17 protein-coding genes are annotated in these 17,259 nt (G+C 72.7%); 7 read left to right on the forward strand and 10 right to left on the reverse strand.

Annotated elements, in window-relative coordinates; all coding sequences use genetic code 11:
• Positions 1–4: 4 nt before the first annotated feature.
• From BRM3_RS10955 to BRM3_RS10965, 3 genes are all read right to left on the reverse strand, one after another.
• Positions 5–1,234, reverse strand: a complete 1,230-nt coding sequence (locus tag BRM3_RS10955; RefSeq protein WP_263593347.1) for a Fic family protein — start codon at positions 1,232–1,234, stop codon at positions 5–7.
• An 80-nt stretch (positions 1,235–1,314) separates the two neighbouring features.
• The gene (locus BRM3_RS10960) at positions 1,315–2,118 is read right to left on the reverse strand and encodes an aminoglycoside N(3)-acetyltransferase (RefSeq protein ID WP_263593348.1); all 804 of its coding nucleotides are present in this window, start codon (positions 2,116–2,118) and stop codon (positions 1,315–1,317) included.
• Between the two features lie 21 nt (positions 2,119–2,139).
• Positions 2,140–2,694, reverse strand: a complete 555-nt coding sequence (locus tag BRM3_RS10965; protein ID WP_263593349.1) for a TetR/AcrR family transcriptional regulator — start codon at positions 2,692–2,694, stop codon at positions 2,140–2,142.
• 91 nt (positions 2,695–2,785) lie between these two features.
• Between BRM3_RS10965 and BRM3_RS15080 the strand changes: the two genes are divergently transcribed.
• Positions 2,786–3,400 carry a sugar O-acetyltransferase gene (locus BRM3_RS15080; protein ID WP_318152404.1) on the forward strand — a complete coding sequence of 205 codons (615 nt, stop codon included), beginning with the start codon at positions 2,786–2,788 and terminating at the stop codon, positions 3,398–3,400.
• Here BRM3_RS15080 and BRM3_RS10980 read toward each other — a convergent pair.
• Together BRM3_RS10980 and BRM3_RS10985 are read right to left on the reverse strand one after the other, a co-directional pair.
• Complete coding sequence (locus BRM3_RS10980; protein WP_263593350.1) at positions 3,397–4,002, reverse strand: DapH/DapD/GlmU-related protein; 606 nt, start codon at positions 4,000–4,002, stop codon at positions 3,397–3,399. The two genes, BRM3_RS15080 and BRM3_RS10980, sit on opposite strands and share 4 nt — an antisense overlap.
• Positions 4,003–4,078: 76 nt before the next feature.
• Positions 4,079–4,702, reverse strand: a complete 624-nt coding sequence (locus BRM3_RS10985) for a LysE family translocator (RefSeq protein ID WP_263593351.1) — start codon at positions 4,700–4,702, stop codon at positions 4,079–4,081.
• Between the two features lie 104 nt (positions 4,703–4,806).
• Here BRM3_RS10985 and BRM3_RS10990 point away from each other — a divergent pair, with 104 nt between their 5' ends.
• Positions 4,807–5,262 (forward strand): Lrp/AsnC family transcriptional regulator, encoded by a 456-nt coding sequence (locus tag BRM3_RS10990; RefSeq protein ID WP_263593352.1) that lies wholly within the window; start codon positions 4,807–4,809, stop codon positions 5,260–5,262.
• A gap of 19 nt (positions 5,263–5,281) precedes the next feature.
• On the opposite strand, the gene BRM3_RS10995 is transcribed toward BRM3_RS10990, so the two are convergent.
• The 3 genes from BRM3_RS10995 to BRM3_RS11005 are packed head-to-tail and all read right to left on the reverse strand — an operon-like array spanning position 5,282 to position 7,733.
• The gene (locus BRM3_RS10995) at positions 5,282–6,517 is read right to left on the reverse strand and encodes an MFS transporter (protein ID WP_263593353.1); all 1,236 of its coding nucleotides are present in this window, start codon (positions 6,515–6,517) and stop codon (positions 5,282–5,284) included.
• A 57-nt stretch (positions 6,518–6,574) separates the two neighbouring features.
• On the reverse strand, positions 6,575–7,147 hold the full coding sequence (locus tag BRM3_RS11000; protein ID WP_263593354.1) for a TetR/AcrR family transcriptional regulator: 573 nt from the start codon (positions 7,145–7,147) through the stop codon (positions 6,575–6,577).
• Complete coding sequence (locus tag BRM3_RS11005) at positions 7,134–7,733, reverse strand: sugar O-acetyltransferase (RefSeq protein ID WP_263593355.1); 600 nt, start codon at positions 7,731–7,733, stop codon at positions 7,134–7,136. Before BRM3_RS11005 ends, BRM3_RS11000 begins: the two co-directional genes overlap by 14 nt.
• 124 nt (positions 7,734–7,857) lie before the next feature.
• Between BRM3_RS11005 and BRM3_RS11010 the strand changes: the two genes are divergently transcribed.
• Together BRM3_RS11010 and BRM3_RS11015 are read left to right on the forward strand one after the other, a co-directional pair.
• Positions 7,858–8,316, forward strand: a complete 459-nt coding sequence (locus BRM3_RS11010; RefSeq protein WP_263593356.1) for a hypothetical protein — start codon at positions 7,858–7,860, stop codon at positions 8,314–8,316.
• On the forward strand, positions 8,313–8,942 hold the full coding sequence (locus BRM3_RS11015; RefSeq protein WP_263593357.1) for a methyltransferase family protein: 630 nt from the start codon (positions 8,313–8,315) through the stop codon (positions 8,940–8,942). The genes BRM3_RS11010 and BRM3_RS11015 overlap by 4 nt, the downstream gene beginning before the upstream one ends.
• On the opposite strand, the gene metG is transcribed toward BRM3_RS11015, so the two are convergent.
• On the reverse strand, positions 8,902–10,692 hold the full coding sequence (metG, locus tag BRM3_RS11020; protein WP_263593358.1) for a methionine--tRNA ligase: 1,791 nt from the start codon (positions 10,690–10,692) through the stop codon (positions 8,902–8,904). The two genes, BRM3_RS11015 and metG, sit on opposite strands and share 41 nt — an antisense overlap.
• 65 nt (positions 10,693–10,757) lie before the next feature.
• Between metG and BRM3_RS11025 the strand changes: the two genes are divergently transcribed.
• Complete coding sequence (locus tag BRM3_RS11025) at positions 10,758–12,137, forward strand: UTP--glucose-1-phosphate uridylyltransferase (protein ID WP_263593359.1); 1,380 nt, start codon at positions 10,758–10,760, stop codon at positions 12,135–12,137.
• A gap of 106 nt (positions 12,138–12,243) precedes the next feature.
• Entirely contained in the window at positions 12,244–13,023 is a 780-nt protein-coding gene (locus tag BRM3_RS11030; RefSeq protein ID WP_263593360.1) for a MerR family transcriptional regulator, read from the forward strand.
• A gap of 109 nt (positions 13,024–13,132) precedes the next feature.
• Here the strand turns inward: BRM3_RS11030 and BRM3_RS11035 are convergent, their stop codons facing one another.
• A complete protein-coding gene (locus BRM3_RS11035) occupies positions 13,133–16,579 on the reverse strand; it encodes a bifunctional proline dehydrogenase/L-glutamate gamma-semialdehyde dehydrogenase (RefSeq protein WP_263593361.1) in 3,447 nt (1,148 codons plus the stop codon).
• A 220-nt stretch (positions 16,580–16,799) separates the two neighbouring features.
• On the opposite strand from BRM3_RS11035, the gene BRM3_RS11040 reads away from it, so the two are divergent.
• The gene (locus tag BRM3_RS11040) at positions 16,800–17,207 is read left to right on the forward strand and encodes a hypothetical protein (protein WP_263593362.1); all 408 of its coding nucleotides are present in this window, start codon (positions 16,800–16,802) and stop codon (positions 17,205–17,207) included.
• Positions 17,208–17,259: the final 52 nt, after the last annotated feature.

Here is a 17,259-nt window from a genome sequence, read left to right on the forward strand (position 1 = left end):
TCCGTCAGGCGCGGCGCACCTGCTCCGCGTAGGCGTCGAGCACGCGCAGGATCCCGTCGTGCTGCCAGACACGGTCGCGGGACCTCCCCGTGCGCTCGGTGAGAACGCCGGCCTCGCTCAGCTGCGCGAGGGCGCGCTGTGCCGTCACCGCGTTCGTCGACAGCATCGCGCGCACGTAGGAGGCGTTGACGATCGGCTGGCCCACCAGGAGGGGGAGCAGCGCCCACCCGCTCGCCTGCGGGCGCAGCCCGGCGAGGCGCTCCCGGGAGGCCGCGAGCTCGCGGGCGAGATCGTCGACGAGCGCCCTCCCGGTCACCGCGCCGTAGCGGGCGGCCCGGGCGAACTGCCCGATGATCGGGGCGGCGTCGCCGGCCCGATACGCCGTGAGGGCGTGCGTGTACCCCTCGACGTCGGTCAGCAGACCGGCCGAGATCGGCGCCGTCGTACGGGACACAAGCCCCTTGCCGTGCACCATCGCGTGGACGAGGGCGCGCCCGGTGCGGCCGTTGCCGTCCGTGAAGGGATGGATGGTCTCGAACTGGGCGTGCGCGATCGCCGCCTGCAGCAGGACCGGCAGGTCCTCGCGGGCGATGAAGGCCAGCAGGTCCTCCATCGCCCCGGGCACGTCCTCGGCCTCCGGCGCCACGTGCACCGCCCCGAGCGGGCTCGAGCCGTGGCGCCCGATCCAGACCAGACGGGTGCGCAGACGCCCGGCCTCGCGGCGGTGCGTGGGATCCGCCGAGAGCAGTGCCGCCTGCATCGCGAGCACCGCCTCGAGGTCGAGCCGGTCGGCGAGGTCGAGGGCGGCCTCCATCGCCCGCACGTTGCCGATCACGAGGCGGGCGTTGGCGCTCGAGGACTCCTCGAGCTCGGCGAGCGCGAGCTGACGCGCCCCCACCGTGAGGTCCTCGATCTGGGACGAGGACGCGGACTCGGTGCGCAGCAGGATCGAGCTCATGGGCCCCAGGCCCAGATGGTCCGGGCCCAGGGTCGACGCGCCGTGGGCGTCCAGCCGGCCCAGCGCCGACTCGGCGTCGGCGGCGTCGGCGGCGATCTCGCCCGGGATCGACAGGTCGAGGCCGGCGATCCGAGCGGGGACGGCGGCCCGATACGTGCCGGTGCCGCGGCGCCGGGCCTGGCGCGAGGCGAGGCCGTCGTCGGGCACGTGCCACGTCCCCTCGCGGTGGCCGAGAGGGGGCACGGGCAGGCGGGGACCGGCGGGATCGGTGATCACGGAGACCACTCTAGTAACAGTTCTTCAAGAAGTGTTACTAGCCGGAGCGGTGACCCTCGGGTTCGACATCGCCCGACGCCTCAGCGGTGACGGCCGAACCACGCGGCGGCGAACGCCACGAGCGCCCGGGCGGGCAGCAGCCGGGCGGCGGCCTCGCCCACGTGGCCCGTCCGCACGAGCCCCGTGTCGGCCGCGAAGGCCGCGGCGACCTCCTCGAAGTCCTCGTCGTGCACGTCGAGCTCCTCCCATGTGACCCACTCGCGCCGTCCGTCGACGAGCAGCGCCGCCCCGTTGGGCACGGTCCGCTGCCCCGGGCAGCTCGCGCGGTGCTCGGCGAGATGGAGCACGGTGGCCTTGGCCGCCGTGACGCCGAGCAGGAGGATCTGTGCGTCGAGGTCGACGAGCGCGCTCAGCGGGGACTCCTCGCCGGCGGGGGAGTCGAGCCGATGGCGGGCGGTGATCCGCCGCGCATGCGGCCCCGCCGCCGCGATCGAGCGATGGGGGTGCGGACTGCGGAGGGCGCCGGGGGTGGTGCGGAACAGCTCGGCGACCGCGCCCATGGTCTGGCTGGGGGTGGTGGCCGGGTCGTACAGCGGGAGGTTCTCGCGGATCGTCGGCCACCAGGCGGCCGGGGCCTGCTGCAGCATCGCGGGGTCGCACAGCTGCCACGACTGGGCGGGCATCACGAGCGTGCCCTCGGCGCCGACGGTCTCGCGCAGGGCCTCGAGCACCGCCTGCGCCCCGCCGACCACCCATCCCAGGGATCGCAGCGACGTGTGCACCATGACGGTCGCGCCCTGTGGCACGCCCAGGGCGTGCAGGTCCTCGACGAGACGCTGCGTGGTGACGGGGCCCGGGGAGCCGGGTGCGGAGGAAGAGGTCATGGTGGTGCCTTCCGAGTGTGGTCAGGGCTGGACGATGCGACGGATTCCCTCACGGACGTCGGCGACGGCCGCAGGTTCCCGATCAAGGGCCTGATGGATGCTGAGCCCCTCCATGAGGGCGTCGAGCAGGCGGGCGGTGAGCGGGTCGAGACGACGCTCGAACGATGCCCGGGTGCGGGCCATCCAGCGCTCGGTGATGTCCCGGAAGGTCGCGTCCCGAGCTGCGAGCGTGGAGAGCTCGTGGGTCAGGACGAGGTCGTCGTGACCCGTCTGCCCGATGATCGCGCGCGTGACGAGGTCGAGCACCTGGGCCGCGTCCTCGGCCTGCGAGAGCCGGTCGTCGAAGGCGTCGGCGCCGCGCTCGGCAAAGCGGCTGAACGCGTCGTGGAGGAGCTGCTCCATGCCGGTGAAGTAGTACGTCATGGATCCGAGCGGGACCTGCGCCGCCGCGGCGACCTTGCGATGCGAGGTGCCGGCGACACCCTGGGCGGCGATCACGTCGAGCGCCGCCTCGATGATCCTGTCGCGCCGGCCGGGGTCGACCTGTCCGCTCGTCCTCTTGCCCCTGGCTCCCACATGTACGATCGTACCAATCGATGCGTGATCTGCCGCGCATCCATCTCCGCCGACGACGAGGATCCCCCTCGCCTCTTCGAAGGGACCGACGATGACCCGCGACGAGCAGCGCGCCAGGATCCTGTCCGGCGCGGTCTACGACGATCTCACCGCGGAGCTCGTCGACGCCCGCGAACGCGCCGTGCTGGCCACGAACCGGTACAACGCGAGCTTCGGGCAGAGCGCGGAGGTCCGCGAGGAGATCCTGCGCGGCCTGCTCGGGCATGCCGGGCACGGCGCGTTCTTCGAGCCCACCTTCCGCTGCGAGTTCGGCGACACCATCACGGTCGGCGAGAACTTCTACGCCAACTTCGACTGCGTCATGCTCGACGGCGGCGGCATCACGATCGGGGACGACGTCCTGCTCGGTCCCCGGGTCAGGATCTATACCACCAACCATGCCCTCGATCCGGCGGAGCGGGCGGCAGGAGCATGCGTCGCGGGGCCCGTCGTCATCGGCGACACGGTCTGGATCGGCGGCGGGGTCACGATCAATCCGGGCGTCACGATCGGCGAGGGCGCGGTGATCGGCTCCGGGAGCGTCGTGACGAAGGACGTGCCCGCACGGACCATCGCCGCGGGCGTCCCCGCGCGGCCGATCCGGGCCATCACCGAGGCCGACCGCACCGGCTACCTCGACGCGCGCGGCGGGCGCCCCCTCCTCTAGCCCGGATCGGCCGACGTGCTCGTGCGCGCCTCCTGCACCTCGATCGTCCGGATGACGCGCGCCGGGACGCCGCCGACGACCGTGCGCGGCGGCACGTCCTTCGTGATCACCGCCCCCGCCGCCACGGCGGCTCCGTCGCCGATCGTGACGCCGGGCAGGATCGTCGCGTTCGCGCCCACCCAGACCCGCTCGCCGATGACGACCGGGCGAGGCACCGTGGTGGCACGCGTCTGAGGGTCGAGATCGTGGTTGAGGGTGGCGATCACGACGTTGTGCCCGATGAGGGCGTCGTCGCCGAGGGTGATGCCGCCCTGGTCCTGGAACCGGCAGCCGCTGTTGAGGAAGACCCGCTCGCCGAGGCGGATGTTCTTGCCGCAGTCGGTCGTGAAGGACGGGAAGATCCGGAACGACGACGGGACCGGGCGGCCCGTGATCCGGGACATGAGGTCCACGCGCTCCTCGGGCGTCGTGTACCGGGTGTTGAGCTCCATGAACAGGGCGATCGCCTCGTTCGCGAGGTCGTCCATCGCCTGGGCTAGGTCGGTGCCGGGCAGGGCGGGCTCCCCGGCGTCCATCCGGGCCACGAACTCGTCGGTCTCCATGCGCGTCTCCTTCTCGAGGGTCCTCGGAACCGGCGAGCGAGCCGGTGGTCGAGCCCATCATGCCCGGAGGCGCCCGTCAGAGCATGCCGACGAGCTGCTCGACGAGGATGCCCCCGCCGAGCAGGATCATGAGCACCCCGGACACTCGGGTCACCGCCGCGCTCGCCCGCGGCCGCGCGCTCAGCAGTCGCCGGCCGCCGAGGGCCACGCCGAAGTAGATGACGGTGATGTCGAGGACGTGCAGGCCGCCGAGCACGAGCATCTGCGCCGCCGACGGCCAGCCCGTCGCCGAGGTGAACTGCGGCAGCAGCGCGATGAGCAGCAGCACGCCCTTGGGGTTGATGATCGCGACGCCCGCCCCGCGCGCGAACTGCACGGCCACGTCGTCCCCGAGCGCCCGATCGCTCGCCCGCAGCTGCTCGGCCCGGCTCAGCAGGGCGCCGCAGCCCAGCAGGATCAGGTAACCCGCCCCGGCGAGGGTGAGAGCCGTGAGCGCGACCGGACAGGCGGTCATGAGCGCGCCGATGCCGACCGCGACCGCCACGACCACGACCACGTAGCCGCAGGCCATGCCGAGCACCGAGGGCGCGGCCGACCTCGCGCGCAGGCCCGACGCGATCGCGTACGCCCAGTCCGCGCCCGGGGTGAGGGCGAGCGCGAGGGCGATCGCCCAGAACTGCCCGACCAGTGACCACTCCATCCCTGCCCCTCTCTCTGTCGTGCGGGAAGAGCCTAGGAAGGATCGCGTGAAATGTGCTTCGCTTCGTGCGCGAACCGTTCCACCTGGGTGGCAGGATGACGCGCATGGACGCGTTGAACCGGGAAATCCTCTCCCTGCTGCAGGAGGACGGGCGGATGAGCGCCACCGATGTCGCCCGCGCGGTCGGCCTGAGCCTGTCCTCGTGCCACCGTCGGGTGAAGGAGCTCGAGGCGAGCGGTGCGATCGAGCGCTACCGCGCCGTGGTCGCGCCCGACGCGGTCGGCCTGAGGTTCGAGGCGATCGTGTTCGTCATGATGAACAGCTCCGCACCCGACGTCCTGGAGGAGTTCGAACGGGCGATCCTTGAGCTGCCCGACGTCGTCACCGGACACCGGCTGTTCGGCGATCCCGACTACATGCTGCGGGTCCTCACCCGTGACCTCGCCGCGTACCAGGAGCTCTACGACCGCACGCTCAGCGCCCTGCCGGGGGTGCAGCGACTCACCTCGACGATCGTCATGAAGCGGATCGGCGTCGAGGGCACCGTGCCGATCCCGTGAGGGGACGCGTCGTGCCTGCTCAGCCGGCGTCCTGTGCACGGGGCCGGTCGCGCATCCTGCGCGGCTGCAGCACGCCGGCGAGCAAGATCACGGCGACGCCCGCGAGCGGGATCGCGAGCAGACCCGCGCGGAGGCCGGCTGCGTCGGCGACCATGCCCACCACGGGCGGCGACAGCAGGAAGCCCAGGCGCATGAGCCACGAGACGACGGTGAGCCCCGTGCCGTGACGCAGCCCCGGCAGGTCGTCGGCCTGGTTCATGGCGGCGGGGACCAGAGTGGCGACCCCGAAGCCGGCGGCGGCGAACCCGAGGATGCTGCCCGGGACCGTCGGCACGGCGAGCGCGAGACCCATGCCCACGGCGGCGATCGCGCCGCCGGCGCGGGCGACCGCCCGCTGTCCGAAGCGGTCGACCATGCCGTCCCCCAGGAGCCGGCCGATGAACTGCGCGCCGACGAGGGCGATCAGGCCTGTCGCGGCGATCGCGCCCGGCGCGTCGAGCGAGGTCAGGTAGAGGGTCGCCCACGTGAACCCGGCGTCCTCGACGATGGTCCCGGCCATCGCGATGACGACGAGGGCGACGAGCGTGAGCACGATCCGCCACGAGATGCCGGAGCGGAGCGCCGTACCCCTCTCCTCGGCATCGGCGACCGCCTCCTCGTCCCGCTCGCCGTCGCGCCCGGTCAGGCAGAACCGCAGCGCGGTCAGGGACACGACGGAGAACAGGGCGGCGGAGATCGTCAGATGCACCCCGATGGGCACGTCCAGGGCGATCGCGGCCGCGGCCATCGCGCCGCCGAGCACGGCGCCGATGGACCACACGGCATGGAACGAGTTGATGATCGAGCGGCCGTAGCGGCGCTGCACGCGCAGGCCGTGGGCGTTCTGCGCGACGTCGGTGATCGCGTCGAAGCCGCCGCCGACGAGCAGGCACAGCGCGAACAGCCACACGTTCGGGGCGAACCCGGCGGTGAGCAGACCGAGGCTCGTCAGGATCGTGCCGGCGACGGCGGCGGCTCCGGAGCCGAGCCTGCGGATCACGGACGCCGCGCCGAGACCGGCGAGGATCGCGCCGATCGGGAAGGCGATCACGGCCAGGCCGTAGGCGGTGTTGTCGAGGCCGAGCGCATTCTTGATCTCGGGGTAGCGGGGAAGGATGTTCGCGTAGAGGGCGCCGTTGGTGAGGAACAGCGCCGAGACGGCGCCGCGGGCGCGGCGATCGGTCTGCGAGGCGCGAGGTGGGCGAGTGGCACGCATGCGCGCACGGGTCCTTTCGGCAGGGGGGAGGGGGTGGCGTCCGCGGAGCAGAGGCGATCAGGCGTCTGCGGCGGTGATCCGGGCGACCGCGAGCGCGACCTCGCCGCGGTCGCGCGACGTGTCGTCGAGGGCAAGGTGGATGGTGAGGCCCTCGATGAGCGCATCCAGGGCGCGCGCCGTCTCGGGGTCGAACCAGCGCTCGAGCGCGGCGCGGCTGCGCGCCATCCACGCAGTCGTGAGGTCGCGATAGGAGGCGTCGCGGGCAGCCAGGGTGTACAGCTCATGGGTGAGCACGAGATCCCGCGCACTGCCGAACACGTCCTCGAGGATGATCGCGACGACCGCCTCCCGCGCTTCCTGGAGACTCGTCGCTGCGGTCATGCGCCGCTCGAAGCCTTCGCTGACGGAGGTCGAGAAGCGCGTGAACGCGTCGTGCAGGAGGCTGTCGATGCCCTCGAAGTGATAGGTCATCGACCCCAGGGGAACGCCGGCGGCGGCCGCGATGCGACGGTGGGACGCCCCGGCGACACCGTGCTCGGCGATCACGTCCAGGCAGGCGTCGATGATGCGGTCCCGTCGCTCCGGGTCGTTGCGACGCCCACGACGGGTGCCGGGTTCAGCGGTCGTCATCGCTCTCTCCGAGGGTGCGGATCACGCGGGCGGGGTTGCCCACGGCGACGACGTCCGCGGGAATGTCCTTGGTGACGACGGACCCAGCGCCGATCACCGTGTTGTCGCCGATCGTGACGCCGGGGCACACGATCACGCCGCCGCCGAGCCATACGTTGTCGCCGATCGTGATCGGTTTCGCCGCCTCGAGCTTGTCCCGACGCGGCTGAGGGGCGAGCGGATGGGTGGGCGTCAGGAGCTGGACGTTGGGGCCGATCTGGCAGTCCGCACCGATCGTGATCGCGGCGACGTCGAGCGCGGTGAGGTTGTAGTTGGCGAAGGTGCGAGCCCCGATCGAGATGTTCTCGCCATAGTCCACGAACAGCGGCGGCTTGATGTACGCGTCCTCGCCGACCGAGCCCAGCAGCTGCGCCATCACCTCGCGGCCGTTGCCCGTCCCCGTGGTCTCCAGGCGCTCGTAGAGGTCGGTGAGTTCGACGGCGCGTCGGGCGAGACGGCCGTTCTCCGGATCGTCGGCGATATAGAGGTCTCCGGCGAGCATGCGTTCCCGGTTCGTACGCGTGTCCCCCGCGAAGTAGTCGATCATGCGGCTGACCCTAGCATCACTGCGTACGAACGTCCGCATTAGTGGGTACGAGTGTCCGCACCGTGGCGATGCCGTTCCACCGAGGCCGTGTCCGCCCCGGGCGACCAGCCTCTACGCTCGTCCCATGTCACCTGCCCTGCTCCGTCGGCTCGCCGGCGCCTACCTGCTGGTGCAGGGCGCCGGCGTGGTCGCCTGGTGGATCGTGCTCGCGCTCGCGCCTGCCGCCCGGGCACCGTTCCGGGCGGCGACCGCTCCGGATGCGACGCTCCTGGCCTTCGCCGTCGGCGACCTGCTGATGGTCGGCGTCCTGTCGGCCCTGACCGGCATCGGCGTGCTCCGCCGCCGGCGCTGGGCCGGCCCCGCCCTCCTGGTGCATGCGAGCGCGTGTCTCTACGCGGGGCTGTACTGCCTGTCGCTCCCGCTGCTCGGCGACGGCTCCGGATGGGCCGCCGCCCTCGGCATGGTCCCGGTGCTCGCGGTGCCGCCGCTCATCGTGCTCGCCTGGTTCGGCGGACTGCTCACGCCGGCGGCGCCTGCCGCCCTTGCCGAGGTCACGATGCCGTCGAGCCGAGAGCTGCCGTGAACGGGCGCCGGCTGCGCCTCCAGATGTTCCGACCGGCGCGCCCCGCCTCCCCGGGCCGCCACCTCGTCATGAGCGCCCTGCAGTGCGCGGGGCTCTCGGCTGCCTTCCTGGTCACGGCGCCGCTCATGGTGCGTCGTCTCGAGGACCGTCTCGGCCTGCCGCGCCCGTCCGGGCGGATCGGGGCCGCGGCCCGCGCCGCCGGGAGCGGCCTGCTGCTGGCCTCGACCACGCTCAACATGGCCTCGGCGGCGACGATGGCGGTGCAGGGCGACGGCACGCCGCTCCCGCTCGACACCGCGCGCCGACTCGTGATCCGCGGCCCCTACCGGTGGGTGCGCAACCCCATGGCGATCGGCGGGATCGGCCAGGGCGTCGCCGTCGGCCTGCTCCTGCGCTCACCGCTCGTGGTCGCCTACGCCCTGGCCGGGGCCGTACTGTGGCAGGGCGCGTTCCGGCCCTCCGAGGAGCAGGACCTCTTGGAGCGCTTCGGTGCGCCCTACGCGGCCTACCGCGAGCAGGTCCGGTGCTGGATCCCCCGGCGCACGCCCGTCGAGCCGCTCGGCCCGACGGGCGCCACGGGCGCCGTCAGCGCTCGACGCCGAGGCGGTCGAGCTCCTCGTCGATGATCTTCGGGTCGAGCTTGGTGAAGATGCCCGTGGGCTTGGAGACGGGCGCCCCGACCTCGACGGCGCGGTGGGCCCACGCGGGAGCGTCCGAGTACTCGCCCGTGATGATCGGGTAGCTCGGCCCCCCGTCGAGATCCTCGACCTCGCGCAGCTCGGGCATGGGCGCGATCTGGCGGCGGCCGCCGAGCGCCTTCTCGACCTCGTTGGCGGAGAACGGCAGGAACGGCGCCAGGATCGTGTTGAGGTCCGTCACGGCCTGGGCGAGCACGTGCAGCACCGTGGCCAGGCGCTCACGCTGGTCCTCGCCCTTCATGCGGAACGGCTCGGTGCGCGAGACGTACGCGTTGGCCTCGCTCACCAGGCGCATCGCCTCGGCGATCGCGGCGCGCTGGCGGTGCACGCGGATCAGGGAGCCGACCGACTCGAAGCCCGCCTCGATCTGGCCGAGCAGGTCGCGGTCGACATCCTCGAGCTCACCCGCCGCAGGGATCTCGCCGAAGTTCTTGGCGATCATCGCGGCGGTGCGGTTGACGAGGTTGCCCCAGCCGGCGACGAGCTCGTTGTTCGTGCGCGAGACGAAGTCCGCCCACGTGAAGTCGGCGTCGTGGGTCTCGGGGCCGGCCGCCGAGATGTAGTAGCGCAGCGCGTCGGGCTGGTAGCGCTCGAGCACGTCGCGCACGTAGATCACGACGCCCTTGGACGAGGAGAACTTCTTGCCCTCCATCGTGAGGAACTCCGAGGAGACCACCTCGGTGGGGAGGTTCAGCTCGCCGAACCGCCCCGGCTCGCCGCCCCGCTCGCCCTTGCCGTTGTGGCCGATCAGCTCCGCGGGCCAGATCTGGGAGTGGAAGACGATGTTGTCCTTGCCCATGAAGTAGTAGCTGAGCGCCTCGGGATCGTTCCACCAGTCGCGCCAGCGCTCGGCGTCGCCCAGACGGCGCGCCCACTCGATCGAGGCCGACAGGTACCCGATCACGGCGTCGAACCACACGTACAGGCGCTTGGCGGGCTGGTCCTCCCAGCCCGGCACGGGGATGCCCCAGTCGATGTCGCGCGTCATCGCGCGGGGCTTGATCTCCTTGAGGAAGTTCTGCGAGAAGCGGATGACGTTGGGTCGCCACAGCCCCGTCGCCTCCCGCTCGTCGAGCCACCGGCCGAGCTCGTCGGCGAGCGCCGGCAGGTCCAGGAAGTAGTGCGTGGTCTCCACGAACAGCGGCGTCTCGCCGTTGATGCGCGAGACCGGGTCGATCAGGTCGGTCGGGTCGAGCTGGTTGCCGCACGTGTCGCACTGGTCGCCGCGCGCCCCCGGGGCGCCGCAGATGGGGCACGTGCCCTCGATGTAGCGGTCGGGCAGGGTGCGGCCCGTCGACGGCGAGATCGCGCCCGACGTGGTCTGCTCGATCATGTAGCCGTTGTCCCGCACGGTGCGGAACATCTCCTGCACCACGGCGTAGTGGTTGCGGGAGGTGGTGCGGGTGAACAGGTCGTAGGACAGGCCCATCGCGACCAGGTCCTCGACGATGACGCGGTTGTTGCGGTCCGCGAGCTCGCGGGCGCTGACCCCCTCGGCGTCGGCCGCCACGAGGATCGGCGTGCCGTGCTCGTCGGTGCCCGAGACCATGAGCACGTCGTTGCCCGCCATGCGCATGTACCGCGAGAAGACGTCCGCGGGGACGAAGGCGGCGACATGGCCGATGTGGCGGGGACCGTTGGCGTACGGCCAGGCGACGGAGGTCAGGACTCTGCTCATGGGGCATGAGTCTACGGTGGGCGCGCGACGGCACGACCCGAGGGGAGCCCCGATACCCTGAGCGCATGAGCACCGAAGGACTTGCCGCAGCCCAGCAGAAGATGCGCGACGAGGGCGTCGCCCAGACCGCGATCGACGTCTTCACCCGCTACTACGACCAGCTCGAGCAGGGCGTCACCGGGTCCATCCCGGAGGACACGATCGACCCGTACCTCGACCCGCCGACGCTCGACGACGTGCGCATCGACCCGTACCGGGCCAAGGACGCGTTCGACAAGCTCGTCGTCATCAACCTCAACGGCGGCCTCGGCACCTCGATGGGGCTGGACCGGGCCAAGACCCTGCTGCCCGTGCGCGACGGCAAGAACTTCCTCGAGATCCTCGTCGAGCAGGTGCTCGCGGCCCGCGCCGCGACCGGCGCCCGCCTCCCGCTGCTGTTCATGAACTCCTTCCGCACCCGGGCGGACACCCTCGCCGTGCTCGAGCAGTACCCGGACCTGCCCGTCGGCGACCTGCCCCTGGACTTCCTGCAGAACAAGGAGCCCAAGCTGCGGGCCGACGACCTCACGCCCGTGCAGTGGGACGCCGACCCGTCGCTCGAGTGGTGCCCCCCGGGCCACGGGGACCTCTACACGGCGCTGCAGACCTCCGGGGTGCTGCGCGCCCTGCTCGACGCGGGGTTCCGCTACGCCTCGGTCTCCAACTCCGACAACCTCGGCACCCTGCCCCACCCCGTGCTCGCCTCGTGGTTCGCCGAGAGCGGCGCCCCGTACGCCGCCGAGCTGTGCCGCCGCACCGCCGCCGACCGCAAGGGCGGCCACCTCGCCGTGCGCAGGAGCGACGGCCGGCTGATCCTGCGCGACACCGCGCAGACGCCCGCCGAGGAGATGGACTACTTCACCGACGAGCACCGCCACCCGTTCTTCCACACCAACAACCTGTGGTTCGACCTCGAGAAGCTCGACGAGGTGCTGCGGGCGAACGACGGCGTGATGCCGCTGCCGCTCATCCGCAACGAGAAGACCGTCGACCCCTCCGACAAGACCAGCACGCCCGTCTACCAGATCGAGTCGGCGATGGGCGCCGCCATCGAGGTGTTCGACGGGGCCACCGCGATCGTCGTGCCCCGTGACCGGTTCCTGCCCGTCAAGGCCACGAGCGACCTGATGCTGATCCGCTCCGACGCGTACGCGCTCGACGAGCGGTGGGCGCTCGTGCGACAGGTCGACGAGGTCCCGACGGTGAGCCTCGACGCCGACCACTACAAGCTGATCGACGACTTCGAGGCCCGCTTCCCGGCCGGGGTGCCGTCCCTCAAGGAGGCCCGCTCGCTCGCCGTCGAGGGCGATCACCGCTTCGGCGCGCACGTGGTCGCGCGCGGCGACGCGGTCGTCGGCCCCGAGGACCCGGCCGAGATCCCCGAGGGCACGGTCATCGACCGCTGATCGCGCGCCCTTGCGGGTGACGCGACGTCAACTCCTAGCGTCGGAGGCGCCGACGCGCCGGGACCCCCGGTGCCCGGCGAGCGACACCTCGGCGGCAGGAGACGACATGGTCCAGGACAGGCACGGACGCGGTGACCGGGGTGCGGGTGTCCCCATCGGGGAGCTGGCCCGGCGGGTCGGCGTGTCGACCCGCACCCTGCGCCACGACGACGCGATCGGCCTGCTGCCGCCCTCGTCGACGGACCACGCCGGCCGGCGGTTCTACGACGACGCGGCCGTGGCGGCCCTGCTGCGGATCGTCGCCTACCGGAGCCTCGGCCTGTCCCTCGAGACCATCGGGGGGCTGCTGGCCCAGGACACCCCGGCCGCCGAGGCGCTCGCCGAGCATGCCCACCTGCTGCAGGAGCGCATCGCGCTCCTGCGGCGGCAGCTCGCGTCGGTGACCACCACGCTGGAGTCACTGCGCGAAGGAGCAGACATCATGACCAGTTCGACGTTCGACGGATTCGATCCCGAGGTCTTCGAGGAGGAGGTCACCGAGCGGTGGGGCGCCGAGGCGTACCGCAGCTCGATGGCGACCTGGACCTCGATGAGCCCCGAGGAGAAGGAGGCCGAGCTCGCCCTGCAGCAGTCGCTGGTCGGGGCCTTCGCCGCGGCGGCCGAGCGCGGCCTCGACCCGGCGAGCGACGAGGTCGCGGGCATCTGCCGGCGCCACGTCGCGTGGCTGGGCCGGTACACGACGCCGACCGCCCCCTACGTGCGGTCGCTCGCGGCGATGTACGCCGAGGACCCGCGCTTCGACGCGACCTACCGCGGCCACGGCGCCTTCGTGCGCGACGCGCTCGTGGCCTTCGTCGACGCGGGCGGCATGGAGCCGCCCCGCTGAGCCGCGCGACCGGCCGCGTGAGAGGGGCCCGGGGCACGCTGTGCGTGCTCCGGGCCCCTTGTGCGATCGGGCCCCTGTGCTATCAGGCACCTGTGCGATCGGGCGCGTGTCAGTCCCGGCCGCGCGCGTAGCCGCCGTGTCCCACGAGGTCCAGCTGATGGGGCAGCGGGTTGCCGAAGCGGTGGTTCGTCGCGCTGATCGCCTGCTCGTGCAGGAACGACAGCAGCTCGACGCGCCCGCTCGCGACCACGGGCCCCGTGAACAGGGCCACCTCGACGCGCTCGGAGATCGCCCGCAGCAGCGCCTCGTCCGCCTCGCCGATCAGGCGCACCCGCTCGCGGCCGAGCGAGGCGATGCGACCGGCGAACTGCTCGGCGGTCTCGACCGAGACGGGCACGTCGGCCCCCGCGGCCTCGGCGACGACGTCGCGCAGGGCCGCGTCCGCGACCGAGACCTCGATGTCGGCGCCGACCGTCGCGGCGGCGTGCAGCACGCGCCGCAGGGCCGCCTCGCCCGTGCCCGCCGCGCCGCGCACGACGGTCGGGACCGGCAGGTGGCGCAGCACGTTGATCTCGCCGTGCAGGTCCTGCGGGTCGCGCGGCGCGAACGTGGTCGCGAGGTGCTCGCGATCGCTGTGGCGCGCGTCGGCGAGCCAGGTCTCGTCGTCGCGGTCGGTGCGCGCGTCGGCCGCGTCGACCAGGTGGACCAGGTAGTTCGGGCCGCCGGCCTTCGCGGTCTGCCCGATCGCCGAGCGCTTCCAGCCGCCGAAGGCCTGACGCTCGACGATCGCGCCGGTGATGCCGCGGTTGACGTAGAGGTTGCCGGCCTCGACGTGCGCGGTCCAGTGGGCGACCTCGTCGGGGTCGAGCGAGTGCAGCCCCGCCGTCAGGCCGTAGGCGGTCCCGTTCTGCATGCGGATCGCGTCGTCGAGCGTGTCGGCGTGCATGATCCCGAGGATCGGGCCGAAGTACTCGGTCAGGTGATACTCCGAGCCCTCGCGCACGCCCTCGCGCACGCCGGGCGACCACAGGCGGCCGGTCTCGTCGAGCTGCACGGGCCGGGAGAGCCACTGCTCGCCGGGGCCGAGCGTGGTCAGCCCTGCGGCGAGCTTGCCGGCGGCGGGCTCGATGATCGGCCCCATCTGCGCGGTGGGATCGGTCGGGTAGCCGACCGGCAGGCTGAGCACGGCGTCGGCGAGCTGGCTGCGGAAGCGCCGCGAGCGGCTCACCGAGCCGACCGTGATCACGAGCGAGGCCGCGGAGCACTTCTGGCCCGCGTGGCCGAAGGCGCTCAGCGCGACGTCCTTGGCCGCGAGGTCGAGATCGGCCTGCGGCGTCACGATGATCGCGTTCTTGCCGCTCGTCTCGGCCTTGATGCGCAGACCGGGACGCCAGCGGGCGAACAGCGAGGCGGTGTCGTAGGCGCCGGTGAGGATCAGCTGGTCGACCCGCTCGTCGGAGACGAGGGCCTGCCCCACTTCGTTCTCGGGCGCGTCGAGCAGGATGAGCACGTCCTCGGGCACGCCCGCCTCGTGCAGCAGGCGCACGAGCACGGCGCCCGTGCGGCGGGCCTGCGGGGCCGGCTTGACGATCACGGCGCTGCCCGTGACGAGCGGCGCCGCCATGCCGCCCGTCGGGATCGCGATGGGGAAGTTCCAGGGCGGGGTCACGAGCGTGAGCGGGCGGGGCGTGACCGCCAGATCGTCCTGGGCCTCGAGCGCCTCCATCTGGTCGGCGTAGAACAGCAGGAAGTCCATGCCCTCGGAGACCTCGGGGTCGCCCTGCTCGAGCATCTTGCCGGTCTCCGAGGCGGCCACCTCGAGCAGCTCGTCGCGGCGGGCTGCATACAGCTGCGCGGCACGGCGCAGCACCCCGGCGCGCTCGGCGACGGGACGGGCGGCCCACGCCGGCTGCGCGTCGAGCGCCCGCCGGATGGCGGCGTCGACCTCGTCGGTCGTGGAGATCACGGCGGCGTCGGCCTCCGCCTGCCCGAGGCGCGAGGTGCGGATCCGGTGGGTGATCTGCTCGGCCCACTCCTGGTTGGCGCGGGTCGACAGGTCCGTGTCCGGGGTGTTGACGAAGCGGCCGGGCACGGCCGGCAGCACCTCGCTCCCGAGCTCGGGCAGGGCGTCGCCGACGGTCTCGGCGGCGCGGTCCTGGGTGCGGTGGGTGGCGGCGGGCTGCTCGCCGAGCGCCCGGTCGAGGGCCCGCTGGAAGCGTCCCTGCTCGCGCTCGAAGAACTCGCCGCTCGAGGCGAGCTCGAAGACGGCCGACATGAAGTTCTCGGACGAGGCGTTCTCCTCGAGGCGGCGCACGAGATAGGAGACGGCCACGTCGAACTCGCGGGGGGAGACCACCGGCACGTACAGACGCATCGACCCGACGGACTCGCGCACGACCTGCTGCTGGCCGGGGGCCATGCCGGCGAGCATCTCGAACTCGACCCGCTCGTCACCGGGGCGCACGCCGCGCGCGCCGAGCAGCAGGTGCGTGAAGGCGATGTCGAAGAGGTTGTGGCCGGCCACGCCGATGTGCAGCGCGTCGAGGGAGTCGGGCTCGAGCGCCGCGAGCAGCACCCGCTTGTACTGGGCGTCGGCCTCCTCCTTGGAGTGGAAGGGCGCCTGGTCGATGCCGTGGAGCGCGGCGTCGACCTGCTCCATCGCGAGGTTCGCGCCCTTGACCACGCGCACCTTGACGGGCGCGCCGCCGCGGGCCACCCGGTCGGCCGCGAAGGCCTGGAGCCGGCGCAGCGCCCCGAGGGAGTCGGGCAGGTAGGCCTGCAGCACGATGCCCGTGCGCAACCCCATCAGCTCAGGACGGTCCAGGAGTCGCTCGAACACGTCGAGGGTCAGCTCGAGGTCGCGGTACTCCTCCATGTCCATATTGATGAAGCGCGGGGTGTCCGAGCGCGCCGCGTCGAGGTAGAGGGGGAGCAGGGTCTCGACCACATGGTCGGCCGTCTCGCGGGCGCCCCACAGCGCGAGGTGGTCCACGATCGAGGAGACCTTGATCGAGGCGTAGTCGACGTCGGGGCGGGCGATCAGCTTGCGCACGCCCTCGAGGCGCCTGCTCGCCTCGCGGGCGCCGAGCACGGCCTCGCCGAGCAGGTTGATGTTGAGCTCGGTGCCGTCGGCCCGCAGCCGCGCGATCGAGCGGCCCAGATGGGCGTCGCGCGCGTCGAGGATCAGATGCGAGACCATGCGGCGCATGACCGCCTGGGCGGCGGGCACCACGACGTGGGGCAGGGTGGGCGCGAGGGAGCCCCCGAAGCCGAGCACGCGACGCAGCGGGGCGGGCAGGAAGGCGGGCGGATCAGCGGCCAGACGCCGCAGCTCGACGGCGGCGGCCTGCGGGTCCTCCGGCCGGATCACCCGGTCGACGAAGGCGACCGTGAAGTCGAGCCCGCGCGGATCCTTGAGCAGATCCGCGAGCATCGTCGCCTGCCGGGGGGTGGGCCGCTGCGCGGCGGCGGCCACCCACGCGCGGACCTGGGCGACGACGGCCTCGGCGGTGACGGACGAGGGGAGCGAGGGGGCGGCGGGAACACGGGTCGACAACGGCGTCTCCTGGAGAACGGCATGGGGCGCAGGGCGCCTCGTGGGCGCGGGAGCTGCTGGATGCGGTGGCGGGCCCGCGGTGGCGAGGCCCTCCGGCGATTCTAGGGCCGCGCCGCGCCGAGAGGGCGGGGCCCGGGAGGTCGGCCGCGTCCGCCGTGTGACTCACGGCACCCGGTGTGCCACGATGGGTCGGTCCGGTACCCCACCCCAGGAGGTCCTCATGAAGAAGCTCATCCTCGTCATCGGTCTGGCCGTCGGCTTCGTGCTCGGCTCGCGCATGGGCCGCGGCCCCTACAACAAGCTCGAGCAGACCGCCCGCCAGTTCGCCGACGACCCGCGGGTCCAGGAGAAGGTCGAGCAGGCGCGCGACACGGCCGCCACCACGGCCCGGGAGGTCGCGAGCACCGTCAAGGAGAAGGCGCCCGAGGTCGCGGAGACCGCGAAGAAGAAGGCGGGCGACGCCGCCGACGCCGCGAAGGACAAGGCTGGCCAGGCCGCCGGGACCGCGAAGAAGGCCGCGTCCTCGCACGGCGACGCCTCGACCGCTCCGGCCGCCGACACCGAGGGCCGCGAGGCCGCCTCGTCGGGCGGCGACGCCCAGGTGGGCGAGGGCAAGGTCGAGAGCTGAGCACCTCGCCCGCGCGACGACGGGCCCGCATCGCCTCGGCGATGCGGGCCCG

It is taken from the genome of Brachybacterium huguangmaarense (assembly GCF_025725725.1).
GTDB lineage: Bacteria > Actinomycetota > Actinomycetes > Actinomycetales > Dermabacteraceae > Brachybacterium > Brachybacterium huguangmaarense.